Origin of the sequence: Paraliobacillus sp. JSM ZJ581, from assembly GCF_044383835.1 — a bacterium.
In the GTDB taxonomy this organism is placed as follows: domain Bacteria; phylum Bacillota; class Bacilli; order Bacillales; family Amphibacillaceae; genus Paraliobacillus.
This window is the reverse complement of record NZ_JBISEP010000001.1, coordinates 33,816-57,641: the sequence shown is the minus strand read 5'-3', so window position 1 is coordinate 57,641 and position 23,826 is coordinate 33,816. Positions and strand designations below refer to the sequence as shown.

Sequence of the window (23,826 nt, the reverse complement as noted above, 5' to 3'; positions counted from 1 at the left end):
GTGACTTGAAAAGAGTAAAGCTATCGTATCTAGGTACTACAAAGTCATAAACTTGGACTGGAATTCTATCAAAATACGCTTCATAACTAAAGCAACGTTGAATAGACGTTGCTCATTTTTGATTATTCTGGCCATTGTTATAAATACACATTTTTACAATCTCCTTTAAAATTTAACATAGAAATCTATTTTTCATTAAAAGGGTTACTTTATACTATGGTCCTTTAATGGAATAAGGAATCGTTATTTGTTCTCTTCCGATAGCTTTCTATATAACGAAGCCCTAGATACATTTGTAATTTCACAAATTTGATTTACAGTCATTTCTCCCTCTTTATATAGCTTTACCGCATAATTCATACCTGCGTGATTTTTATGATACTTCTTTAAACGTCCTTTAAACTTTCCCTCTTTCTTAGCCAAATCAATCCCTTCACGTTGTCGCATTCGAATAAGATCTCGCTCTAATTGGTTAACACCAGCCATTACCGTAATTAAGAATTGGCTGTATGGGTTGTTTTCTGATAAATCTAGCCATGTATCCTTTAATGACTTTAGGCTTGCTTTTTTCTCCCGAATTTCATCGATCAATTCAAATAAATCTTGTGTACTGCGTGTGATTCGGGTTAAGTCTGTAACATATATGGTGTCACCGTCTTGTAAATCCTCTAACATTTCTTGAAGATGTTTCCGTTCTTTTGTTGCTCCTGAGACTTTTTCTTTATATATAATATCCATTCCAATTTCGTTCAGCTGCTGAAATTGCCTTGAAGGATTTTGACTAGTTGAACTGACACGTATATAACCGATTTTTCGCAAAATATCACCTCATTTTTGAGACAAGTCTTGTGAGACACCCCTAACAATGATTTTACCAGTCTATTACTCTTGTATCAATAGGGTACTCTATTGATATATAATTAAACTGATTAACCGAATAATTACAGAAATGAGTTGATACTGTATGAAAATTGCAAGAGGTAGGGAATTGCTTACACCGGAACAGCGACAGACCCTAATGCAAATTCCTGAAGATGATTGGGTACTGGGAACTTACTACACTTTTGCCAAACGAGATTTAGAAATCATAAATAAACGAAAGAGAGAAGAAAACCGTTTAGGGTTTTCCGTTCAATTAGCTGTTCTCCGGTATCCCGGTTGGCCATACACTCATATCAAAAACATCCCAGATTCGGTCATACATTATATATCGAAACAAATTGGTGCCACTCCATCTTCGTTTAGTCTTTATCCACAAAGAGAAAATACACTTTGGGATCATTTGAAAGAAATTCGAAGTGAATACGCCTTTGTAACCTTTACTCTAAAAGAATATCGATCGACATTTAAGCATCTTCATCAATTAGCTTTGGAAAATGGCGATACCATGCATCTGCTACATGAATGCATAGATTTTCTAAGAAAAAACAAAATCATTCTGCCTGCTTTCACTACACTTGAGAGAATGGTGTGGGAGGCAAGGACAATGGCTGAAAAGAAGCTATTTAATACGGTGAGTCAATCTCTTACAAATGAGCAAAAGGAAAAACTTGAAGAGATTATTACTTCTCAGCATCCATCAGAATCCAATAAAACAATATTGGGTTGGTTAAAGGAACCACCCGGTCACCCTTCACCCGAAACATTTCTAAAAGTAATAGAACGACTCGAATACATACGGGGAATGGAATTAGAAACGGTACAAATTAGTCATTTGCATCGCAATCGCCTGTTACAACTTTCTCGCTTGGGTTCAAGATATGAGCCTTATGCATTCCGTGACAATAAACGATATTCGATATTAACCGTCTATTTATTACATCTTACACAGGAATTAACGGATAAAGCTTTTGAAATTCATGACAGACAAATACTTAGTCTGTTATCAAAAGGCCGTAAGGCTCAAGAAGAAATTCAGAAACAAAACGGTAAGAAGCTGAATGAGAAGGTTATACACTTTACTAACATCGGACAAGACTTAATTAAAGAAAAACAGGAAAAATTAGACGTTTTTGAGGTTTTAGAATCTGTTATTGAATGGAATTTTTTGGCTCTTCGGTGGAAGAAGCCCAAGAGCTTGCACGTCCTGCCGACTATGATTATTTAGACTTACTGCAAAAACGATTTTATTCACTTAGAAAATATACGCCAACACTATTAAGGATATTGGAATTTCATTCTACAAAGGCAAATGAGTCACTTTTACAAGCTGTAGAGATTATCCGAGGAATGAACGAATCTGGAAAGCGAAAAGTGCCTGATGACTCACCTATTGATTTTATTTCAAAACGCTGGAAAAAGCATTTATACGAAGATGATGGTACAACAATCAATCGTCATTACTACGAAATGGCTGTATTAACAGAACTTCGGGAGCATGTTCGGGCAGGAAATGTTTCCATTGTTGGCAGCAGACAGTATAGAGATTTTGAGGAATATTTGTTTTCAGAAGATACATGGAACCAAACGAAGGAGAATACGAGATTGTCAGTTAGTTTATCATTCGAAGATTATATGACGGAGAGAACCAACAGCCTTAACCTTAACTCTTTTCCATTCTTAAATTCCGGAAATGAATGAGGTGCATAAGGTGCCCCAATGCGTGATAATTGAAGCAATCAATTGGGATGCACTTTTTGTATAAGTATTAATAAAATGAAAAGTCAGCCCCTTCATATGGACAAATGTCGATAAAAAGGGGCTGACCATTGATTCAATTTCTTTAGAACGGTCCAAATGTACCGCGTCTAAATCCTCGCCGAAAACCACGTGCATATCCCGGTACAAATCCAACTCCAAATCCACGTCTAAAACCACGTCGATATACTGGTATTGGGCGAACAATACGGGGTCCAAAAAACGGCATTAATCTCCCCTCCCTTACTTGTCATAGTTTATGAAATAAATTATCATTCGTATAGGTTATTAGCTAGTATTTTTGGAACTTTATAAAAATGAGTAAGGTGAAAATGCCAACGACATCGTATTTCATCAGTTGTTTCGTTTGACAATTAGAAGGAGCAGTTGGACTTAAAAAAACTAACTTCTAATGGTTGAAGTTAGTTTTTTTAAATTTTGATATACATTTAACGTGATGCTTTAGGTGGTTGGCATACATCGCATTTTCTTTGGTTATTATTTTTGAACTTCGTAAAGCTTTTTTCAAAATTGTTACCACAAGAACATTTAAATAGTAACTTTTGAGAAAAACCGTGATATTCCGTTGTTAATAGCTTACTTTCTGAATTGTTTTCAACAAATGCTTTAATTTTATCAATGGTCCAGCGTTTATTCATTCTCTTACACCTCCATATTTTATTACTAGGCGGAGGCTGTTAATTGCATCCGTTTCATATTAGGTTAAAATTGTGAGTATCCTAACCGGTTTATTATAACATGATCCAAGACCATTCGTTACATCAATTTATTTATCTTTTATATACGTAATGACATCTAATAGTTCTTTAAACTTATCAATAGCATAATCATACCGATTTACTTCTCCAAATCCATATCTTGCATAAATAAAAGGAATTCCAGCATATTCTGATGATTTTTGATCACCATCTGTATCTCCTACATAAACAGGGTTTTTTAACTGATTTCTTTCGACAATTAGTTTAATGTTATCTCCTTTTGAAAGTCCCGTTCTTCCGGGATTTTCATAATCGCAGAAATACTTTCCTAAATCGTGGTACTGATAAAAAGCTTCGATATAACCTATTTGACAATTGCTTACAATGTAGAGCTTGTACCTCTTTGATAGTGCTTTTAATACGGACGCTACATCATCGTATAATTGGCCACCTTGCTTAATTAAATAAGCATTTTCAACTTCGCAGCTATCATTTAAGACTTTTTCTGCTACTTCCTTATCTACATCCGGTAACAGTCTTTTACTAACTTCATCAAATGGTAGACCCAATACTTGCTTTAAATCCTCTTTTGTTATTTCTTTGTCAATTTGATATTGATTTAGTACGTCGTTCCATGCAGTAACTATAGTTTCCCTTGAATCCCATAGAGTACCATCTAAATCAAAAATAATACTATCCATTAAAATTCTCCTTTATCAATAGGCGTTGATTTTTTCCGATAATGCGCATGTAATGATTATAAGATTATTTGTTCATCTACATTTTACTATAAAAAATCTAAATGAATCGAATAAAAACGAAAAAAGGTACCTAACTCCTTCAAAAAGAAAGTATTAGACACCTTTATTTTGCTTGATTACATCATCTAATTTAAATATACCGTCCCTTTAAATTGAATATCTATCTCGGAAGAATGATTTTTCATTGTTTTTTTCACGAATTCTTTTGCTTGTGTAAGTGCATCAAGCATTCCTTCTGCTTCAAATTTAACCTCTATTGGATTAAGATGTGTATTTAACAAGAAAATATACTGCTTCATATTACAATCCACCTATAAATTATAGTTTACTATTACATAATACCACATTAAGGAAACGCTTACAATCACAAAATGTTTTGTATGTAAAAAAATAGCTTCCTCTTCCTGCCTATAAAATGAAGGTCAGCTAATTATGAGACAAAAGTATATACAAAAAGCACCTGATACATGCAAAAGACATTGTTGTCTGTTTGAGGTATCAAGCGCATAACTAAATAATATCACTATTTCCTAGTCTTAATGAGAACTACTATATGGTTTCTTGCCCTGCTCCTCTAACTTCTCTTCCAGATAATTACGTAGACGCTCTACCGCTTCTTCATCAGAGGTAGGACCTAGTTTTATCGTCTCTTCATATTTCTCATGACCAAAGGCTAAATCAGCCTGAATGACTTCTGGTGTTAGTCCAGCATGCTTAAAATTTTCTCTTAGCTCTTTTGCGACATGCTTTTTTTGCTTAGGATCTAAACTCATTTTTTCACCTCCACATTTAGTTATATTCATTTTTCCCAACTATTTATTTTTTACTAATAGTGTGTCGCTCGGTTCAAAAACATAATAAATAGATCAGACCTTTGATGTCGACGAGTGTCGGCGATAAGAGTCTGATCCTTCATTATTTCAACTATTTATTTTCGTAAAATTTTCTCCATTGCTTTTCCTTTTGCTAATTCATCAATTAGTTTATCTAAATAGCGAATTTCCTTCATCGTTTGCTCTTCGATTTCTTCTACTCGAACGCCACAGATCACACCTTTTATCAGCGTTCGTGAAGGATTTAAACGAGGAGCCTCGGAAAAGAATGTCTCAAAATCTGTCTGTCTATCCAACTGTGTCTCTAAACCTTCCTGACTGTATCCTGTCAACCAACGAATGATCTCATCGACTTCGGTTTTTGAACGTCTTTTTCTCTCTGCTTTTTTAATATAATGGGGATACACACTAGCGAAACTCATTGTATAAATCTTGTGTTTTGCCATGATACACATCCTCAATTGTTTTTCTTCATTCTATCACACATAGATGTTGAAGATAACCTTAGACATAATTGTTAATGCAATACTTAAATCCAGTAAATTAAAGGTTGTTAATAAATTGCTTTACTAAATGATTAAATGCGATATAATTTTTGCTAGGTACTTGGTGAAATGCATCGTCTACAAATGCGATATACATATTAGTTTGTTCTTTATAAAATAGTTTATGGTGATGAATCCAAAACGTACGTTCGCCGTATATTAGTAATGTTGGACATTGGATTGACGGAATTTGGTTCACTTGATTATAATGTTGGGTATCTAAATAAAAACGCAGCCATATTACTGGATCAGTCTTTAACATATGTTGATATAATTTTTCTTCATCTTCTTCATTGTTTGCATTACTATATGCTAAAATCTCTGCTAATCTGTTTGGGTTTTTTATAATAACCCCTTCACCTATTCGATACATCCACTCTAACCCCAACGTATCTACTTTGGGGTAAGCTCCAGAAATAATTAATGCTTTTACCATATCCGGATATTTTATCGTGAAGGATTGTGCTATGACACCACCAGCTGAATAAGCGCAAAGAATGATTTTTTTTAAATTTTCCGCTTCCATTATGTGCTTGATCTCTTCTACATACTGATCAATAAGTGTAGATTCCTGACTCAACTTAGAAACCGATTCACCATGCCCACTAAGATCAGGCATAATTAACTGAAAATGATCTGCTAATTCTACTTGGTATTGAAAAACTAGCCTTCCTAAACCAGGTGGATGGACAAACAATATTGGTTCCCCGTTGCCCCATTTATCATAAAATAGATGTGCATGCTTTAAATTAACGAATGGCATATTAGTGATCCTCTAATTCCGATGTGTCATATGGATTTAAAGGCTTAGTGGCTGGACCCTCTAGTACTTCTCCAGTTACAGAAAAACGCGATCCATGACAAGGACAATCCCATGTCTGTTCATTTCCGTTCCATGTTACTTCACATCCCATATGGGTGCAGGTAGTATCAATTGCATGTAAGTCACTTGCCTCATCGCGATAAACACCTATTTTATTTATACCAGCTAATATTGTGGTAGCTTGATTTGCTTTGAGTTCGTCAATTTTATTCATTGGTATGGCTAGTTTGCTGGCAATAAGGTGCTTTGCTGTAGTAGCATTCATAGAAATAAGCTTCTTAATATCTGGGTCACTATGAAAACGTTGCGGTGAGAAAAGATCGCTCATTGGGTTTTGTTTATTTAAAATGTCATCAGTAATTAATTGAGCGGCAATAGCGCCGTTTGTCATTCCCCATTTTCGATAACCTGTAGCAATATACACATTCGGTGTTGATTTGCATAGTTTACCGATATAAGGTACCTTATCCGTTGTTGTTAGGTCCTGTGCTGCCCATTGGTTGATAAATGTGTCAATAACTACATGTTGGTTTGCGAATGCCTCTAATTTATGAAAAGCTTCTTTTTGTTGTTTCGCATGACCTGTACGATATCTTTCTCCACCAAAAAGCCAGATTTCTTGATCATCATGTGAATTTGTTGCTCGAACGGATCTTATAGGCTGTTCAGCGCTAATATACATACCGCCTGGGTACTTCTGTTTTGTTTTTGCAGCAATCAAATGGGAGCGTTCAGGATACATTCTAGCGAAATATAATCCTTTCATATCATAGAAAGGAAAGTGTGAAGCAATTACAACATGTCTGGATTGTATAACATTCCCTTGTTTTGTTATCACGATAGGTTGATCGGATTCACTATTTTGTATATCCGTAGCAGGGCTTTGTTCAAAAATACGTATGTTATTATTTTTTGATAATTCATTAACAAGTGAAGCAAGATACTTAACTGGGTGAAATTGTGCTTGTTTATCCATTTTCAATCCAAGCTTCATTGGAATATCTAACGGCATGTGTGTAACTAATGATCCAGGTATATCTAATTCCTGATAGGCATTTGCTTCACTTTTTAGTTTACTTACATAATTATCATCATTTGTGTAGATGTATGCATCTTCTTCAGAAAAATCACAGGAAATTTGATGTTCGTTGATTAGTTTTTTTATCTGTTGTAGTGCCTGAACTTGTGCGGTGTAATATTGTTTTGCTTTTTCTTTTCCAAAATGCTGGATTAGCTCATCATAAATCAGTCCATGTTGTGCGGTGATCTTAGCTGTTGTATGTCCTGTTGTTCCACTAATTAACTGATCAGCTTCGATTAGTACAACATTTATGTTTTCTTTCGCTAACAAATAGGCTGTTGTTATGCCAGAAATACCGCCTCCAACGATTGTAACATCCGCTTGCATATCTTTTGAAATAGGTGGAAATGATGCGATATGTGTATTGTACCAGTATGACTCTTTTTTCATTGTCATTTCATGAAAACCTCCATCTTTTTATTTATTATGAACGTACTGGTACATAGGCATACAAAAAACTCTTTTTACACCGTAGTATAAAAAGAGTTTTTCATGATTTACTATTTACGCTTCCGCATCATATCATAATATTTTAATGGTTGGTCTACTTTTACTTTAGTAATCATCATGGCATGTTTCGCTCGATCTATCGGTTCACCATTTTCATCCCAAACTTCTTTAATTGTTTGTTTGAAATGATAAAAGTTAGGTCCGAAAAATTCTACTTCATCACCAACCCCAAAACTATTTCGTTGTTGAATCGTTGCGATCTGTGTTGTCTCATCATAATCTAATACAAGCCCTGCAAAATCGTATTTCGGAATACGCGCTGGTCTACCGAATAATTGATCTTTTTCCGTTGGCTCATTATAGTAAAATGCAGTCGTTAATGAACGTTGTGCAGCTTTCCATATTTCATCAACCCATTCTGGATCCATTTCGAAATGATCAGGGTCTTCAAAATATGTGTCTATAACTTTACGATACACGTTGACCACTGTAGCAACATAGTGAACACTTTTCATTCTACCTTCAATTTTTAAGCTATCTACACCTGCAGCTAGTAAATCTGGCATATGTTCAACCATGCTTAAGTCTTGTGAGCTCATTGTATAGGACTCATCTGATTGTTCGGAAATGTTTTCTGATCCATCTGTTCCGTCTTCAAATAAATCATATTTCCATCGACAAGATTGGGCACAGCCACCTCTGTTCGCATCGCGTGCTGTCATATGATTAGATAATACACAACGTCCCGAATAGGATATACACATTGCTCCGTGAATAAAGGCTTCTAATTCAATATCAACTTTTTCTTTCATTTCCTTTATTTCTTCTAAGGAAACTTCTCTAGCTAATACGACACGAGGAATACCCTCACTTTTCCAAAATTCTACTGTACGCCAATTCGCAATGGATGCTTGCGTACTAATATGAATCTCAAGATTAGGTGCAGCTTCTTTACAAGCTGCAATTAAAGCTGGATCAGCAACAATTACTGCATCAATCCCGACCTCGTATAACTTTTTAAAATAATCTTTTGCTCCTGATAAATTTTCATTATGCGCGATGATATTAGCCGCTACATACACTTTTGCTCCATATTTTCTAGCAAAAGCGATGCCTTCTTTCATATCCTCATACGAAAAATTTCCTGCCTTGGAACGAAGACCAAATTGCTTACCACCGATATATACTGCATCTGCACCGTAATGAATTGCAAATTTTAGTTTTTCTAAATTCCCTGCTGGAGCAAGTAGCTCTGGCTTTGTTTTTGTTTGTAAGTCAGTCATGATAATACTCCTCTAGCTAATAGATCTGTTCCTTGAAATAGAATCCAGTTCCTAATTTTCGATCTTCTGGTTGTATACTATAAATACGTTGTTTAAACCCTGCTTTTTTTAACTCAAATTGAGCTGGATCATGTAAATACGTATCAATTGCTTCTCTGTATAATTGAGTAATTTGCACGTGATAATCAACAGACTTCAATATGCCACTAATACGGAAACCTTGGATTTTAGCCTCTAATAATAAAGGTAAATGCTCAATCATACATAAATCTTCATTACTCATAATATGCGTACCATTAACATCCTCAAAAATCGGATAATGTGTATCTTCTTCTTTTCCTTGGGTAATATGCATGAGTTGTTGTTTGTTGTACGATTTATCAATATGATTATAATAATTTGTTACTAATTTTCGTTTTGATTGAAAAATACAAGTCATTCCGTGCACTTGAATATCAACAGGAAATGTAACCTGTTCATTTATTTCTTTAATTGCATCCATCGCTAATTCATTTGATAGAATAGCACGACTAATCCCTTTTTGATGCCAATAATTTAATGTTTCATAATTTGTTGCTAATGTTTCAGGATTCCAGATAATAGGTATGTTAATCTCATATGCTGAGACAATCATAAAAATGGATGGATCGCCACAAATAATCCCGTCGACTTTAACAGATTCTAATTCCTTTAAATACGTTGGTAAGATTTCTAATATATCATTGTGAAAGATAGCATTGGTCAAAATATATATTTTCGTATCATTTTGATGACAATACATCGTTGCTGTTTTTATTTCTTCGATTGAAAAATCACCAGTGACACGTAATCCGTAGTTTTGATGACCAATCGTAATCGCATCTACACCAACATCAATTAATTTTTGTACTTCATTCATATCTCTAGCGGTAGCGATTAACTCTGGTTGATAAAGACTTCCCATAAATTCACCTCAAAATTGCAGTCTACTGTTTATTATGAATTAAAATTAAATTTTTTCCGTGACAAATATCACAATTAAACATACTTTTTTATTTGTTTTTGATAATATCTTTATAGCTTGGTTGCCCATCTACAGCATGTGCATGTTTGATTCCATTAATAACTGCTCGCTCAATTGCTTGTACGGCAAGCATACCTACAATGTTGAGATCAACCGAGACTTCGTTTGATGTCATTGCAAAAATAGTGTCACCATCCACAAGAGTGTGGGAAGGACGCATCGTTCTAGCGAATCCATCGTGTGCCATACTTGCAAGCTTATTCATTTCAGATTTTGTTGCTTTTGCATTGGTAATAATCGTACCAATTGATGTATTTGTAGAAAAACGATTTGTCTGTTTATCTAATTGTGACAATAATTGTTCTTCCGTATGTAGTAATTGATCATTTTCTCGATCATAAGTACCTGCAATTATTTGATTTTCTTTCGGATCAAAAATATCTCCAAAGCTATTAACAGCAACCACAGCACCGACTTGGAGCTCACCAATTTTTATTGCAAATGTACCTAAGCCGCCTTTCATGGAAAAAGTAGGACCTAAACACTTCCCTACCGTTGCTCCTGTCCCAGCGCCAATCGAACCATTCGTTACTTCCTTCATTGTTTCCGCATTAAGACATGCTTGATAACCTAAACTGGCATCTGGTCGAATCGAAGCATCAGCTAATGTTAGATCAAATAAAATAGCACCAGGTACAATTGGAACACGTGCAACACCAACATCAAAACCTATTTCTCTCTCTTCTAAATATCGCATAATACCATCTGCTACACCCAAACCAAATGCGCTACCACCACTTAAAAAAACGGCATGTGTTTCCTGAACAAGATTCTCTGACTTTAATAAGTCTGTTTCTCGTGTACCTGGAGATCCACCTCTCACATCAACACCAGTTACTGCCCCATTTTTGTTAATGATCACCGTGCATCCAGTTGCAGCTTCTTGATATTGCGCATGACCAATAGAGAACCCTTTAATTTTATTGATTGAAATCTCTTGTAGCATCGCTCAACTACTCCTTCCAGTTTTTATGGTCATTTACTTTTAATTTTAATATAATTAAAATGGACACAAATATTAAATTTACTAGTTTGATTTCATCTTATATGGTAAATAGAATAATAACAATATTTTTGAGGTGATTAAATGAGCACAATCCGAGCACATATGATTGTAAGCGGAATGGTTCAGGGGGTTGGTTTTCGATATACGACGCAAATGAAAGCAACCGAAATGGGGTTAACTGGTTGGGTCAGAAACTTATCCGATGGAACAGTTGAAATAGAAGCAGAAGGTGAATCAAAAATTGTTGATCAATTTGTTGATTTGATAAAAAAAGGGCCCAGACGGTTTATTCACGTTGATCATGTAGATGTAAATTCTTATGATGACTTAAAAGGTTATACGTCGTTTGAAGTTCGATAGTAATACATTTTATAACTAATGAACCATTCTTAGTTCTAAAATTGAAACAATAGTATTTAGTAATTTAATTGTTAAGCATAGTAAGGGTTAACAATTTCTCTAACCGCCAGCTAGCTATAAATATGTCGGTAAGTGATATCTATACATTTCAATTGCATTTGTATGGTTCTTAAGGGTAGAAATTGTTTTGGGATGAGGATTGACATAAATTAATGGATAATTTTTTTCATCCATATCTTCATTGACAACAAAAGCTAACTTTTCTTTGTCAATTGAAAATTGTGCATCAATTCCCTTTTTGTTTCCCCGCGCATCTATTCGAATCCATTTTTTTCTTGAGCTCAAGAAAACGGCATTTAAAGCGTGAATACAGTAACCTTTCTCTGGTTTATCAAATAACATTAAACGTTGGTAACAAAAACCTGTAGGTATATTTTGTGAACGTAATAAAGCAGCTAACAAGTTTGATTTGGCATAACAAATACCCTCTCTATAATTTAGAGTATCAGAAGCATTACACGTTACCCGTTCCCCTTTAACATCCCAAGAGTGATTGACTTGATCTCTTACGAATTGAAAAGCTGTCTCAGCCTTTTCAATTTCTGATTGAGATGGCTGAAATAATTCATTGATTATTTCTTGTATTTTAAAGTTAGAGTAATTAATTTCTTTTGTTTCTTCTAAATAATCTTTGATCAAATTAGATTCGCAAACTAACTTCATTAGTACCCTCCATTTAAATGAATTATAATAACTTTTCTATTTGAAAAAAAGTCGCGTTAATACATACGCGACTTTTTGATAGATCAGTTTATTTTTCTTCAAAGAATTTACGATTAAGTGCAATATATTCATGCTCATCTTCTGGAACTTCATCTTCCATAAAGATTGCCTCTACTGGACAAACTGCTTCACATGCGCCACAGTCAATACAAATATCAGGATCGATATAAAACATATCTTCTCCTTCTTCTATACAATCGACAGGGCAAACTTCTACACATTCGCCTGCTTTTTCTTCAATACAAGGTGATGCAATTACAAAAGCCAAGAAAAATACCTCCTTCAAAAATAACTAATTTATATCTTACCACAACGAAGTAATTCTACCCAAATAAAAATTGGTTACTTTGATTATCTGTATTACCAAATATGACGAACCTGACACATCTCATCTTTAAATTCGAGTGAAAAAACATCTGGATTCATCAATGTTTTCCAATCATTAAAACCAAAATCATCGGAATAATGAGATAATATAACACTTAATAGATTTCCATGTGTAACAATAGCTACGCAATCATTTGATTGATCTTGTAAGCATTCATCTATTACTGCTAACCCTCTTTGCAATGCATCGTTGGATGACTCCCCACCTGATAAGGAAAAATCAAAATCTTGAAATGATAATTCTAACACATCTAACCAATCGTCTATTGGTTCATTACTCAAGACTCTTTCTTCTAAACGAACATCTTTCTCAATAGGAATATGCTGTGCTGCAGCATAAGGTTTTATCGTTTCAATTGCACGCATAAATGGACTAGAGATGATTCGATTAATTCTCCAATCATTGTTTTCCAAAAATAATGCTAAACGATGCGCTTGATTAACGCCATGCTGTGTTAAAGGAGAATCCATATGTTGTCCTTCTGCTTGGCAATGTCGAATCAAAATTAGTTGTTTCACTAAATCATCTCCTATGTGAAGAGGGTATCATTATTTAACCTGTTCCTGATCGGTTTTCTATTATCTATTGTTCTACAAAATATTCTTTTTTAAATCCGCCAATACGATTCGTATTATCTATAATAAAATAGAATTCGTCTGTTTCATTTTTTACATCATATACTTTTCCTGGTGTCAGTACATGATGAACGACAAACTTTTTCGCATCCGCATGAACACACGTTACTTTTTTAATTGTTTTAGACTTGTCCCAAGTTTGGTGTATCACCATTATGCACCCTCTTTCTCTCTCTCATACTAGTACATTTCTATTTTAGCACGAAAAACATAAAAAAATAAGTCAAACTCTAATTATTCGTCTAATTTTTACCCTCATTTAATATTTTTGCTAAAAAACTAGGTTAGTTGCTTTGGGTTATAGTTAATCCAAAAAGCCACCTATCAGGTAGCTCTTCTTGTATTAATCAAATAGTGATAGATATTGTCCATATCCTTTTTCTTCAAGCTTATCTTTTGGAATAAAGCGCATTGCTGCTGAATTCATGCAATATCGCATGCCTCCTTGATCAATTGGGCCATCATCAAATACATGGCCAAGATGAGAATCAGCATCTTTACTTCGAATCTCAATTCTTCTCATACCATGAGATGTATCTAAATTCTCTTTTAATTGCATGCGATTGAGTGGTTTAGTAAAGCTTGGCCAACCACAACCCGCATCATATTTCTCTTTTGATGAAAATAAAGGTTCACCGCTAACAACGTCAACGTAAATACCATCTTCATTTAAATTATAATACTCGTTTTGAAAAGGGCGTTCTGTTCCATTTTCTTGGGTAACGTGATATTGAATTGGAGTAAGCATCTGTTTCAGCTCTGCTTTTGTATGCTTCTGTTTCCAATGCCGTTGAATAAAATCTTCTCTTCCCGATCCCTTTTTATATAATTGATAATGAAACGCATTTTTCTTGTAGTAATCCTGATGCTTTTCTTCAGCGGGATAAAAAGTTTTGGCTGGTAAAATTTTTGTAGCAATTGGTTTATTGAATTTAGCAGATTGAGCTAGTGATTCCTTAGACGCCATAGCTAACTGTTTTTGTGTATCATCATGATAAAAAATCGCAGTTTGATAAGATTCACCACGATCATTAAATTGTCCACCTGAATCAGTTGGATCAATTTGTTGCCAAAAAAGTTCTAGTAACTTTTCATATGGAAAAATATCGGGTTGGTAAGTAATTTGAACAGCCTCGACATGTCCAGTTGTATTTGAGCATACTTCTTCATAGGTTGGCTTTTCAGTATGTCCACCAGTATATCCGGATACAACTTTTTCAATTCCAGGCTGCTCATCAAATGGTTCAACCATACACCAAAAACATCCCCCGGCGAATGTAGCTAAAGCAAATTCTTGATCCAAAATAGATTCCTCCTAACAAATTATAGTCTATAACTATTACGTCTATTGTAGTTAGATTAAATTGCAATATCAAATAAAGAGCTTAGGTTTTGATCCGTTTGATTGATTCATTCCAGGTTTATCTGTCTCAATTAAATAGATATTTTCATTATTTGTTTTAACAGGAGATTTATTTTCTATTTCTTCGTTTGTATTTACATTAATTTGCTCATTACTTTCGTCTGTTTCACTTGCAGTATCTTCTTCCGCTTCTTCCTCGCCATCCACTTCTTGAAAAGCTTTTAATAGGGATAACATTGTCGGGAGATTCTTCACTATCGGGCCATATTGCTGAATAATCGGTGTAACAGATTGCGTCATTTTTAAAATTTGTTGAATGTTTGATAATGTGTTGGTTATTCCTCCACCACCAGTAGTAGCTGCAGGTAATTGACTTCCTAATTGAGAAGGCAACAATTTTTGAATGATACCTTGTAATCCACCTCTTGGTGCTACAGTAGTAGGTTGATAGGTTGCGGGCATTGCTCCCCACTGTTGAAAGCCTTGCATGTTCATCGGCGGTACATTTGGTTGTATTGGTGGTCTTCCTTGTAACGGTGGAAACATATCGCTCCCTCATTTCATAAAAATACTTCTATGTTAGTGTACGTAAGACCCAAAAAAAAGTGTAGGCTATGTGATAATCCAATAAATATCTATCAAATTTCTTTTATTATGCGTGAATTCAACCATAAAAAATCGGAATAACCTCTAGATAATTCTTAATTATCAAATGAGGTTATTCCGATAATGTTTAATGGAATATGTTTTTCATACAAATTAACTATTTCCCGGGCAAGCGCAGGAAAAGCCACACTTCGCACTTCTACTTGTTACTAATTGACACTATGTAACGAAAGAAGTTGGTAGGTGCAAATCGTTTGGTTATTTTTCCATGTTAATTCGACAACTTTTCCAAATCCAATCTGATCAGTGGACTGACTTCTTTGAATTTCAATCCGCTCTTCCATAGGAAATAATTGATAGCCGTCTAATACAATCGAGAAAAAATTCTCTTTATCCTGCACACGCTGTTCTTTGCCTCCAGTTACAAGCTTCCATTCGATTGAAAAAGGTACGGTCATTGTTTTCCCTCCAACTTATATATAGTATTAGTATATCATTTTTTAAATGTAAAGCTAGCATGTGAACCGTTTGATGAAGGTATTATCTGCAGTTGGGCATAGATTTCCTCTTTTAATTGCGGTACGTGTGAAATAATACCTAACATTCGATTCGATTGTTGTAATCCTTTCAAGCATTCAATAGCTTGTGCTAAAGAAAGATCATCTAATGTTCCAAATCCTTCATCAATGAACAATGTTTCTAATTGTACGCCTCCAGCATGTGCTTGAACAACATCTGCCATTCCTAATGCTAAACTGAGTGATGTTTTAAATCCTTCTCCACCAGATAACGTTTTAACCGAACGTTGTTGTCCTGTGTATTGATCTAACACTTCTAAATCAAGACCACTTTGCGCACCTTTTTTGGCGACTTGATTACTTCTTAGCAATTGGTAGCGATGTTCTGTTAGTTGATCTAATCGAATATTTGCTTGTAATAAAATTTCGTCTAAAAACGAAGCTAACACATATCGCTCAAATGATAGGCGCAAATGATTTTGACCTTGGGCAAGACTTGCTAGCGCAGAAACATCTGCAAATGCTGTTTCTTCTTCTTCTTTTTGGTGTTGCAAATGATTAATAGAAGTTGTCACTTCCGCTAATCTAGACATTTTTGATTTTAATTGCTGCAATTCCACTCGATGCTTCTCTAATTGCTCCTCTTCTTCTTTTACACTTTCTTTTAGTGCTTCTATATTTGGAGTATGTTTATCATGTAATTGATTCGATAAAAAAGCAAGCTGTTCTTTTACTTTTATTTCGTATTGATTAAATAGGTCAATTTCATTAGATAATACTTCCATTTGATGCTCTGTTAATTTTGCTTTCCGATATTCCGATTCATCCGTAAATCCATTGGCTATCAAATGGTCTTGAAATGTCTTTAACGCTTTTTCTTTTTTATGTTTTAGTTCGGTGTAAAATGATTCATGGGAAGTTAAAGTTGTTTTAGCTTGATCTACTTTTGTTTTTTGTTCGCTCTTCTTTTTTTCAATCTTTTCCCATTCATCAAACCATTGAATTAACGTTTGTTCTTGTCTTAATAAATTTTCCTCCCAATTGTTTACTGTGAATGCTTCTTCTGGCATCTCTTCTTTTAATTGTTGAAGCTGGGATTCATACGTCCATATTGTTTTATATTGATCCTGCACTTGCTGTTCTATTTTTTCGATTGCTTGATCTAATACGCTGATGTTTTCTTGGAGTTGTTTTCGCTCACTTTTCAAAGTGGAAATCTTGTTCAGTTGTTTGCTTATTTGTTGTAATTCCTGATTTGATGCCTCTACTTTATTTTTCCAATGCGTAATTACATCTTGAATCATTCTTTCTTCTACATCATTTACTGAGATTGTAAGTTCTTTAGCAAGGTTATCAACAACCTGACGTTTTGCCTCTCCATCAGCCTTTGCTTGAACATATTTGTTATTAAAGCTCATTTGTTGCTCTTCAACTTGTATGAGTGCTTGCTTTTGTTGTTCATAAGCTTTTGAAGAATACGTCGGTTTATCATGCGTTGCTACATTAGGATGATGTTGTGAACCACATACTGGACAAGGATCACCATTCTTTAATTGCTCAGCAAGCGCCACTGCATGTGCTTGTTTCTGGTTTTCCTCTATTTCTTTTAAACTAGAACGCAATTCATTTACCTGGCTGGCGTATTGATTGTATTGTTCGTTAATTTTTAAAAAATGCTGGCGTAATTTCTTTAATGCTTCAAATTCACGCGAAAACTCAAGTGATTTCTGGTACATGTTTCTTGCATTTTCATTTATTTGTTGTTCTTCGTAATATTGTTTCGTCCAATAGCTTTCTTCATTAGACGTTTGGTCAACTTCATCTAAACGTTGTTGTTTATCTGCTTTTGATTGTTTCTTGATTAGCAATGATTGATTCAATTGTGTAAGTTCTTTGTTAACTGCAGTTAATTCTTGTTTAATTGCTTGATAGCTTTTTAATTTAGTTAACTTTTGTTTTTGTTCAGTAACCAGTTGTAATTCTTTCTCTTTTTGTTCTAGATTTTCACAATATAGCTTTTCTTTTTTAGCTATATTTTCCAACTGCTGTTGTTCATTCAACATGCTATTCTTCTGATTGTTAACTTTCTCTTTTTGATCAACAGCTTCTTCTGCTCGTTCATTGTATTGATTCTCTGCTAATTCAATCTGTTTCGCTTTCTCTGCCCATTTTAAATGACCCTGCTTTTGTATAATAGTATCTTTTTGCTGTTCTAAATTATATTGTTCCTGCATGAGCTCTTGTTGTTGTTTGAATTTATTTGCTAATTCTACACCTTGCCAATATTCCTGTTGTTTGGCTTGTAGTGTAGCCTCTGCATCTTTTTGTTGTTTCGTTAATTCCTGCTCTTTTTCCTTGTTTAATGTCAGTTGATTATCGAGCGTATCAATGATTTGTTTTATATTCACTTTGTCTTGAAAGTCAAGCCAATCGATCGTTTGTAATTCTTGTTCCATTTTCCACTCGAGTTGCTCTAGAATTTTCTCTTTTTCCTTCGTTTGTTTTTTTAATTCTTCCGTTATCTCTTGATAAAAATAAGTATGAAAGATTTTTTGTAAAATTTCTTCACGAGCCTTACTATTTTCTGCAATAAGCTTACGAAATTCTCCTTGTGGAATCATAATCATCTTTCTAAACTGATCATAATCCAGCCCAAGTAGAGATTCAATTGTCTCATTGACATCTTTCACTTTAGAATACATGAGTTCTTTTTTACCGTTTATCACTTTATACAGTTCTGCTTGTGTAGGATCTTCACGAAACCCTTCTCCTCGTTCTTTTTTACGAGGTTGCTTTGGCTTTCGGTGAACGAGATATTGTTTTCCTCTTAACTCAAAAGTGAATGATACATAAGTAATTTCGTCTGATGCAGCAAATTGACTTCGAAAACCATCTTGATCACGATCACTTCCACTAGCTTTTCCATATAATGAAAAGCAAATGGCATCAAATATAGATGTCTTACCAGCCCCTGTTGGTCCAGTAACTAAAAATATTGTTTCATTTCCTAATGAGCGAAAATCAATTATCTGCTTGTCTTTATATGGGCCAAATGCAGCTAATTCTAGTGTCATTGCTCGCATCGTTATTTCCCTCTTTCTTTACTAGTAAGTTGATGAATGATTTGATTAATATAGGTGGATCGGTTTGGTGGTAACGCTTCTCCCTTAAGTTCTTCATAAAAAGATGCAAATAATTGCTCGTGATTCATTTGCTGTCTTTCCTTCATCCGTTGTACATCATCTAACTTTTTTGCCCCTTGTAAAACAGCTCGTTCTAATCGCATCGTGTTAGGAAATTTTTTTCTCAATTTGCCAATAGGATCAATTAATTGTCCATCATCTAATAAACGAATATGTAAGTAATCATCTGATGCTGCGTACGTATCTGAATTTAATAATTCTTGAAAGTAACCTTCTATCACACGCATATCATATTTCGGTTTTAGTGGAATTCGCTTTATTTGTAGATCATCTTTTGTTAACTCAACCAGTTGAACCGACTTAATATGCTTCTCTTCGGAAAAAGAGTATTTTAAAATCGAACCACTGTATTGAATATGATCAAAATTAACTTTTTGTCGTTGATGAAGATGCCCTAGTGCTACATAAGAAAAATCCTTGAAGAGCTGACCATCTATATATGGACTACCACCAATCATAGACAATCGTTCTTCTGATTCAGATTCCATGCCACCTGCTAAAAAGGCATGTCCTACGATAACATTACGAGCTTTCATGTCGGTATGTTGTTTTATTTCTTCAACAATTTTAGCCATTGCTTGCTCATGAGAGTTAATTGCTTCATTTTCAAAATATGCACGTGCATCAGCTGGCTCAATATAAGGAATAAGATGAAAATGAACAGGTCCATCTTCATCATGCAAAGTAATTGGTTCAGCACATTGACTTATATTCGTCTGAATAACGAGCTGATTTTCTCTAAATAAACGATTGCCAAACTGTAAACGATCTGGGCTATCATGATTACCTGAAATAATAAGAATTGGGATTTGCAAATCGACGATAATTTCTGTTAAGACTTGATCGAGTAATTGTACTGCTTCTTTTGGTGGGATGGAACGATCATAAATGTCTCCTGCTATTATGAGGCAATCTGGCTTTTCTTCCTTTAAAAGGATTAGCAGTTGCTCTATTACATAGGCTTGATCATTCGTCATATGAACGCCATGTACGATCTTTCCTAAATGCCAATCAGCTGTGTGAAGTATGCGCATGTTTATCCTTCCTTATTTTAAAATTTATGAAATGAAATCATAATAAATATCAGCCAAGCTTATTATTGCGAAAAAAAGACTCCAGCTAGTACTAGAGTCTAAGTTGTGTCGTTCCGGTATTGCTCCCATAATTGATCAAAAACTTGTAATGCTTCAGTAAATGGAATATTCCATTCTAGGTAACTACTAATCTCATCATATGATGTACTATGCTTAGGAAAATTGTGATCACGAAACATCCATTCTGCTAACTTACTGTCATTCGTTACATGCTTCACACCACGGTGACGCATCATGTATTGATAAAAAGAATGCATTTACTCGCTCCCTGCTATCTATTGATTTACACGCTCATATTGAAGAAAATAATATTCATGAGGATTATTCTCATCTTGCATTCCTTGCTCCTTGTTTACTATTTTCCAATCTCTATCATCAAAGCTTGGAAAATAAGTATCCCCTGTAAACGTTTCATTAATATATGTCATGTACATTCGATCTGCATACGGTAATAATTGTTTGAAAATTTCTCCGCCACCAATAACAAAATACTCTTTATCGGGGTGCTTTTTATTCCACTCTAATAAAGTGTCAATGGAATGGATAACTGTACAGCCTTCACGTTCATATGATTCGTCACGTGTGATAATCACATTTTCCCTTTTGGGTAAAGGTTTATTAAATGATTCAAATGTTTTTCTTCCCATAACAATGGTATGATCCAATGTTGTCTTTTTAAAAAATTGCAAATCGTGTGGTAAATGCCAAGGCATCCATTGTTTATGACCAATCACTTGGTTTTTATCCATTGCAAACATAAATGATATCACTTTTACTTCCTCCTTGTATTAAACAGCTACTGGTGCTTTGATTGCAGGATGAGACTTATAGTTATCAATCGCTATATCGTCCATTTCAATATCAAAAATGGAAGTAAGTGAGTCACTAATATTTAATGTAGGCAGTTCATAGATATGACGCTCTAATTGTGTTTTCACTTGTGTTATATGATTCGAATAGATATGTGCATCACCCAATGTGTGAACAAAATCCCCTACCTCCAAGTTGCATTCATGAGCAATTAAATGTGTTAGTAGTGCATAGCTAGCGATATTAAAAGGTACACCAAGAAAAACATCACCACTACGTTGGTATAATTGGCAAGACAGTTTTCCATCTGCTACATAAAATTGAAACATCGTGTGACAAGGTGGTAAAGCCATGTTACTCGGAACATCTTCAGGATTCCATGCTGTAACAATATGCCTTCTAGAATCCGGATTTGTTTTTATCGCTTCAATTACTTGCTTCAATTGATCAATTGTATCCCCGCGAGACGTTTTCCAATTGCGCCACTGCTTTCCATATACAGAACCTAGATCACCATACTTCTCAGCAAATGCATCATCTTCTATTATTCGTTGCTTAAAGTTGTCCATTTCTTGTTGATATTGTTCATTAAATGCTTGATCTGTTTGGGATCGGTTACCAAAATCAGTCATGTCTATCCCTTGATATTCATCACTATCCACCCATTTTTTAAAAGCCCATTCGTTCCAAATATTATTGTTATTCTGTAGTAAGTAACGAATATTTGTATCTCCTTTAATGAACCAAATTAACTCACTTGCGATTAGACGAAACGGAACACGTTTTGTCGTTAACAAAGGAAAACCTTCTTGTAATGAAAAACGCATTTGTTGTCCAAATATCGAATAGGTACCAGTATTTGTTCGATCTGATTTTATAGTTCCATTTGTTAAAATATGTTCACATAATTGTAAATACCCTTTTTCACCATACATCTATATCCACCTCAGTTTTCTTTTTCTAACAATGCTTATTGTTCCATATTACAAAAATATTTCGTTTCATTCAATAGATCATGTTTCTTTTTGATGATTCATACACTTAAATACAGAATGATTTTGGAAGGAGGCGTTATTTATGCTTGCATCATTACAAATGCAACAGGTCGTAAAGCATTCAATGGCTTATGGCTATATTCTTAGTCAACCATTTTCGTTTTACATTGACGCATACCCATCTTTACAAAACGAAATATTTCAACAAGCTGAACAGGAATTATCCTATGGGAAACACAGTGAAGCAATTCGTGTCTTGCAACAAAAACTGAATGTTTTATCCTATTACAATAAAGATATAAATGGTGAGTTTGGAATTTTTACTGAATATGCATTAAAAAGATATCAAGCAGAACATCAATTAACCATCTCTGGAGAAGCAAATAAAGAAACAATAGCTTCAATTATTCGTTCCGAGCGAAAGAAATATTTGGAGCCTTTACAATCGATTGATCGTACGTACGATATAGGTGAAACTGGCGATAAAATTAAAGTTATTCAAAAGGCATTATATTATTTTGGTTATTATAAAGATAAACTGGATGGTATTTTTGGTCCAAAGACAAATCAAGCTTTACATGATTTCCAAGTTGACAATGGATTGGAAATAAAACAAGCGATCACACCTCAAGTAGTTACAGCTTTAAAAGAAAGCAACGAAAACGAAACTCAAATAAACAAGCAAAAACAATTGACAAAGTCAAAAATAACCGTTGCAAAAGATATGACAAATCAATCGGTTCAGACAACCCAATTAGTGCAAGTGGCAAAGCAATATGTAGGTGTCCCCTATGTATGGGGAGGAACGTCTCCCTCTGGATTTGATTGTAGCGGGTACATTAACTATGTATTCAAACAAATGAATGTTACAATACCGCGAACCGTTTCAGATATTTGGAACATGGCACAGCCAACCAATAGTCCTTCAGTGGGTGATTTTGTGTTTTTTGAGACATATAAAAAAGGTCCCTCTCACATGGGAATCTATCTAGGTAATCGACAGTTTATCCATGCAAGTGAATCTAAAGGTGTTCAAATATCTTCAGTCGACAACACGTATTGGAAACCAAGATATTTAGGTTCAAAACGTGTGCATGTCCAATAAATAATGCCAAGCCTCATATGCAAATGCATGGGGGCTTTTGTTTAACCCTTTTGGGTTGAAACCCGTAGCGAGTACTGATAAAAATCATAGTTACATTCATTTTACACTATTCATTGTCAGCTAAAAAATACCATTCTTTAAAAAACTGAGTTAAAAATTGTTCCGTATACGCATGTCTGTCTTTCGCTATCTGTTTAGCTGTATCCGTGTGAAGCTGTTCTTTTAACAGCAGTAACTTATCATAAAAATGTTGGACTGTACTTCTTTGTTGATCTAAAAGGGATTCACTATAAATAGGTCTATCTTTGTTTCCTCCAAAGCTAAAAGCTCGAGCAATACCAATAGCACCAATTGCATCTAGACGATCGGCATCTTGCACTATTTGACCAATGATCGTATTTGGTTGTTTTCCTTTTCGAAATGAAACGGTATCGATTGCTGTTAAAATAATATTTATTTGAGTCTTAGTCAACGGCTGACTTTCTAAAAATAAAAATAAATCTTTTTCTGCTTGTTGTGGTTGATCTGTTAATTTAGCATCTGTTACATCATGTAACCAAGCAGCCATTTCTGCTAAAAAGTTATCGGCATTTTCTTTCCTCGCTAAATAATTAGCAAGTTTAGCTACCCGTTCCATATGTGTAAAATCATGTCCAGTTGCATCATGTTGGAACCATTTTGAAATGAATGCTTTTGTTTGTTTAATGGTTTCCTCTTCCAACTGTTGTTCCCCCATTCAAGTTAAATAAAATAAATAGCAGTTAG

At 34.5% G+C, this 23,826-nt stretch carries 27 protein-coding genes and 1 pseudogene; 3 read left to right on the top strand and 25 right to left on the bottom strand.

Features of this window, described 5'->3' with window-relative positions; translation table 11 throughout:
* Window positions 1-243 precede the first annotated feature (243 nt).
* Window positions 244-819 (bottom strand): recombinase family protein, encoded by a 576-nt coding sequence (locus tag ACH6CY_RS00340; protein ID WP_374065205.1) that lies wholly within the window; start codon window positions 817-819, stop codon window positions 244-246.
* A 145-nt stretch (window positions 820-964) separates the two neighbouring features.
* Between ACH6CY_RS00340 and ACH6CY_RS00335 the strand changes: the two are divergent.
* Window positions 965-2,541 (top strand): annotated as a pseudogene (locus tag ACH6CY_RS00335) (DUF4158 domain-containing protein); the annotation flags it as partial.
* A 181-nt stretch (window positions 2,542-2,722) separates the two neighbouring features.
* Here the strand turns inward: ACH6CY_RS00335 and ACH6CY_RS00330 are convergent.
* The 11 genes from ACH6CY_RS00330 to ACH6CY_RS00280 form a co-directional block, all read right to left on the bottom strand.
* Window positions 2,723-2,866, bottom strand: a complete 144-nt coding sequence (locus ACH6CY_RS00330; RefSeq protein ID WP_374065204.1) for a hypothetical protein — start codon at window positions 2,864-2,866, stop codon at window positions 2,723-2,725.
* Window positions 2,867-3,086: 220 nt separating this feature from the next.
* Window positions 3,087-3,296 (bottom strand): hypothetical protein, encoded by a 210-nt coding sequence (locus ACH6CY_RS00325; RefSeq protein WP_374065203.1) that lies wholly within the window; start codon window positions 3,294-3,296, stop codon window positions 3,087-3,089.
* Window positions 3,297-3,424: 128 nt separating this feature from the next.
* Entirely contained in the window at window positions 3,425-4,057 is a 633-nt protein-coding gene (locus ACH6CY_RS00320) for an HAD family hydrolase (protein WP_374065202.1), read from the bottom strand.
* Between the two features lie 185 nt (window positions 4,058-4,242).
* Window positions 4,243-4,416: a hypothetical protein gene (locus ACH6CY_RS00315; protein WP_374065201.1), complete on the bottom strand. Its 174-nt coding sequence runs from the start codon at window positions 4,414-4,416 to the stop codon at window positions 4,243-4,245.
* 237 nt (window positions 4,417-4,653) lie between these two features.
* A complete protein-coding gene (locus ACH6CY_RS00310) occupies window positions 4,654-4,890 on the bottom strand; it encodes a DUF2316 family protein (RefSeq protein ID WP_374065200.1) in 237 nt (78 codons plus the stop codon).
* A gap of 155 nt (window positions 4,891-5,045) precedes the next feature.
* The gene (locus tag ACH6CY_RS00305) at window positions 5,046-5,396 is read right to left on the bottom strand and encodes a DUF2200 domain-containing protein (protein WP_374065199.1); all 351 of its coding nucleotides are present in this window, start codon (window positions 5,394-5,396) and stop codon (window positions 5,046-5,048) included.
* Between the two features lie 97 nt (window positions 5,397-5,493).
* A complete protein-coding gene (locus tag ACH6CY_RS00300) occupies window positions 5,494-6,258 on the bottom strand; it encodes an alpha/beta fold hydrolase (protein ID WP_374065198.1) in 765 nt (254 codons plus the stop codon).
* A gap of 1 nt (window position 6,259) precedes the next feature.
* Window positions 6,260-7,795, bottom strand: a complete 1,536-nt coding sequence (locus tag ACH6CY_RS00295) for an FAD-dependent oxidoreductase (protein WP_374065197.1) — start codon at window positions 7,793-7,795, stop codon at window positions 6,260-6,262.
* 104 nt (window positions 7,796-7,899) lie between these two features.
* Window positions 7,900-9,132: a peptidase U32 family protein gene (locus ACH6CY_RS00290; RefSeq protein ID WP_374065196.1), complete on the bottom strand. Its 1,233-nt coding sequence runs from the start codon at window positions 9,130-9,132 to the stop codon at window positions 7,900-7,902.
* Between the two features lie 16 nt (window positions 9,133-9,148).
* Window positions 9,149-10,075 (bottom strand): peptidase U32 family protein, encoded by a 927-nt coding sequence (locus tag ACH6CY_RS00285; RefSeq protein ID WP_374065195.1) that lies wholly within the window; start codon window positions 10,073-10,075, stop codon window positions 9,149-9,151.
* Between the two features lie 88 nt (window positions 10,076-10,163).
* The gene (locus ACH6CY_RS00280) at window positions 10,164-11,141 is read right to left on the bottom strand and encodes a P1 family peptidase (protein WP_374065194.1); all 978 of its coding nucleotides are present in this window, start codon (window positions 11,139-11,141) and stop codon (window positions 10,164-10,166) included.
* Between the two features lie 141 nt (window positions 11,142-11,282).
* On the opposite strand from ACH6CY_RS00280, the gene ACH6CY_RS00275 reads away from it, so the two are divergent.
* Complete coding sequence (locus ACH6CY_RS00275) at window positions 11,283-11,561, top strand: acylphosphatase (protein ID WP_374065192.1); 279 nt, start codon at window positions 11,283-11,285, stop codon at window positions 11,559-11,561.
* Between the two features lie 114 nt (window positions 11,562-11,675).
* Here ACH6CY_RS00275 and ACH6CY_RS00270 read toward each other — a convergent pair whose 3' ends face one another.
* From ACH6CY_RS00270 to ACH6CY_RS00215, 12 genes are all read right to left on the bottom strand, one after another.
* Window positions 11,676-12,284 (bottom strand): transglutaminase-like domain-containing protein, encoded by a 609-nt coding sequence (locus ACH6CY_RS00270; RefSeq protein WP_374065191.1) that lies wholly within the window; start codon window positions 12,282-12,284, stop codon window positions 11,676-11,678.
* Window positions 12,285-12,372: 88 nt separating this feature from the next.
* A complete protein-coding gene (locus ACH6CY_RS00265) occupies window positions 12,373-12,612 on the bottom strand; it encodes a ferredoxin family protein (RefSeq protein WP_374065190.1) in 240 nt (79 codons plus the stop codon).
* Between the two features lie 92 nt (window positions 12,613-12,704).
* Window positions 12,705-13,250: a histidine phosphatase family protein gene (locus tag ACH6CY_RS00260; protein ID WP_374065189.1), complete on the bottom strand. Its 546-nt coding sequence runs from the start codon at window positions 13,248-13,250 to the stop codon at window positions 12,705-12,707.
* Between the two features lie 64 nt (window positions 13,251-13,314).
* Complete coding sequence (locus tag ACH6CY_RS00255) at window positions 13,315-13,518, bottom strand: DUF6501 family protein (RefSeq protein ID WP_374065485.1); 204 nt, start codon at window positions 13,516-13,518, stop codon at window positions 13,315-13,317.
* Between the two features lie 192 nt (window positions 13,519-13,710).
* Window positions 13,711-14,670 carry a peptide-methionine (S)-S-oxide reductase MsrA gene (msrA, locus tag ACH6CY_RS00250; protein ID WP_374065187.1) on the bottom strand — a complete coding sequence of 320 codons (960 nt, stop codon included), beginning with the start codon at window positions 14,668-14,670 and terminating at the stop codon, window positions 13,711-13,713.
* A 69-nt stretch (window positions 14,671-14,739) separates the two neighbouring features.
* Window positions 14,740-15,276 (bottom strand): VrrA/YqfQ family protein, encoded by a 537-nt coding sequence (gene vrrA / locus ACH6CY_RS00245; protein ID WP_374065186.1) that lies wholly within the window; start codon window positions 15,274-15,276, stop codon window positions 14,740-14,742.
* Between the two features lie 269 nt (window positions 15,277-15,545).
* Entirely contained in the window at window positions 15,546-15,794 is a 249-nt protein-coding gene (locus tag ACH6CY_RS00240; protein WP_374065185.1) for a DUF2584 family protein, read from the bottom strand.
* A gap of 35 nt (window positions 15,795-15,829) precedes the next feature.
* Window positions 15,830-18,937 (bottom strand): SbcC/MukB-like Walker B domain-containing protein, encoded by a 3,108-nt coding sequence (locus tag ACH6CY_RS00235; RefSeq protein WP_374065184.1) that lies wholly within the window; start codon window positions 18,935-18,937, stop codon window positions 15,830-15,832.
* Between the two features lie 2 nt (window positions 18,938-18,939).
* Complete coding sequence (locus ACH6CY_RS00230) at window positions 18,940-20,091, bottom strand: exonuclease SbcCD subunit D (protein ID WP_374065182.1); 1,152 nt, start codon at window positions 20,089-20,091, stop codon at window positions 18,940-18,942.
* Window positions 20,092-20,189: 98 nt separating this feature from the next.
* Entirely contained in the window at window positions 20,190-20,408 is a 219-nt protein-coding gene (locus ACH6CY_RS00225; protein WP_374065181.1) for a YozE family protein, read from the bottom strand.
* Between the two features lie 18 nt (window positions 20,409-20,426).
* A complete protein-coding gene (locus ACH6CY_RS00220; protein WP_374065180.1) occupies window positions 20,427-20,921 on the bottom strand; it encodes a dihydrofolate reductase in 495 nt (164 codons plus the stop codon).
* 18 nt (window positions 20,922-20,939) lie between these two features.
* Window positions 20,940-21,896, bottom strand: coding sequence for a thymidylate synthase (locus ACH6CY_RS00215; protein ID WP_374065179.1), 957 nt, complete (start codon window positions 21,894-21,896; stop codon window positions 20,940-20,942).
* Between the two features lie 142 nt (window positions 21,897-22,038).
* Between ACH6CY_RS00215 and ACH6CY_RS00210 the strand changes: the two genes are divergently transcribed.
* Window positions 22,039-23,061 carry a C40 family peptidase gene (locus ACH6CY_RS00210; protein WP_374065178.1) on the top strand — a complete coding sequence of 341 codons (1,023 nt, stop codon included), beginning with the start codon at window positions 22,039-22,041 and terminating at the stop codon, window positions 23,059-23,061.
* 106 nt (window positions 23,062-23,167) lie between these two features.
* Here the strand turns inward: ACH6CY_RS00210 and ACH6CY_RS00205 are convergent, their stop codons facing one another.
* On the bottom strand, window positions 23,168-23,782 hold the full coding sequence (locus ACH6CY_RS00205; protein ID WP_374065177.1) for an HD domain-containing protein: 615 nt from the start codon (window positions 23,780-23,782) through the stop codon (window positions 23,168-23,170).
* Between the last annotated feature and the right edge of the window lie 44 nt (window positions 23,783-23,826).

Bases quoted from the DNA above. Each gene is read 5' to 3' on its own strand.
- ACH6CY_RS00330 (WP_374065204.1), bottom strand. From the start codon at position 2,866: ATGCCGTTTTTTGGACCCCGTATTGTTCGCCCAATACCAGTATATCGA.
- ACH6CY_RS00325 (WP_374065203.1), bottom strand. From the start codon at position 3,296: ATGAATAAACGCTGGACCATTGATAAAATTAAAGCATTTGTTGAAAAC.
- ACH6CY_RS00320 (WP_374065202.1), bottom strand. From the start codon at position 4,057: ATGGATAGTATTATTTTTGATTTAGATGGTACTCTATGGGATTCAAGG.
- ACH6CY_RS00315 (WP_374065201.1), bottom strand. From the start codon at position 4,416: ATGAAGCAGTATATTTTCTTGTTAAATACACATCTTAATCCAATAGAG.
- ACH6CY_RS00310 (WP_374065200.1), bottom strand. From the start codon at position 4,890: ATGAGTTTAGATCCTAAGCAAAAAAAGCATGTCGCAAAAGAGCTAAGA.
- ACH6CY_RS00305 (WP_374065199.1), bottom strand. From the start codon at position 5,396: ATGGCAAAACACAAGATTTATACAATGAGTTTCGCTAGTGTGTATCCC.
- ACH6CY_RS00300 (WP_374065198.1), bottom strand. From the start codon at position 6,258: ATGCCATTCGTTAATTTAAAGCATGCACATCTATTTTATGATAAATGG.
- ACH6CY_RS00295 (WP_374065197.1), bottom strand. From the start codon at position 7,795: ATGACAATGAAAAAAGAGTCATACTGGTACAATACACATATCGCATCA.
- ACH6CY_RS00290 (WP_374065196.1), bottom strand. From the start codon at position 9,132: ATGACTGACTTACAAACAAAAACAAAGCCAGAGCTACTTGCTCCAGCA.
- ACH6CY_RS00285 (WP_374065195.1), bottom strand. From the start codon at position 10,075: ATGGGAAGTCTTTATCAACCAGAGTTAATCGCTACCGCTAGAGATATG.
- ACH6CY_RS00280 (WP_374065194.1), bottom strand. From the start codon at position 11,141: ATGCTACAAGAGATTTCAATCAATAAAATTAAAGGGTTCTCTATTGGT.
- ACH6CY_RS00275 (WP_374065192.1), top strand. From the start codon at position 11,283: ATGAGCACAATCCGAGCACATATGATTGTAAGCGGAATGGTTCAGGGG.
- ACH6CY_RS00270 (WP_374065191.1), bottom strand. From the start codon at position 12,284: ATGAAGTTAGTTTGCGAATCTAATTTGATCAAAGATTATTTAGAAGAA.
- vrrA (WP_374065186.1), bottom strand. From the start codon at position 15,276: ATGTTTCCACCGTTACAAGGAAGACCACCAATACAACCAAATGTACCG.
- ACH6CY_RS00240 (WP_374065185.1), bottom strand. From the start codon at position 15,794: ATGACCGTACCTTTTTCAATCGAATGGAAGCTTGTAACTGGAGGCAAA.
- ACH6CY_RS00235 (WP_374065184.1), bottom strand. From the start codon at position 18,937: ATGCGAGCAATGACACTAGAATTAGCTGCATTTGGCCCATATAAAGAC.
- ACH6CY_RS00230 (WP_374065182.1), bottom strand. From the start codon at position 20,091: ATGCGCATACTTCACACAGCTGATTGGCATTTAGGAAAGATCGTACAT.
- ACH6CY_RS00225 (WP_374065181.1), bottom strand. From the start codon at position 20,408: ATGCATTCTTTTTATCAATACATGATGCGTCACCGTGGTGTGAAGCAT.
- ACH6CY_RS00215 (WP_374065179.1), bottom strand. From the start codon at position 21,896: ATGTATGGTGAAAAAGGGTATTTACAATTATGTGAACATATTTTAACA.
- ACH6CY_RS00210 (WP_374065178.1), top strand. From the start codon at position 22,039: ATGCTTGCATCATTACAAATGCAACAGGTCGTAAAGCATTCAATGGCT.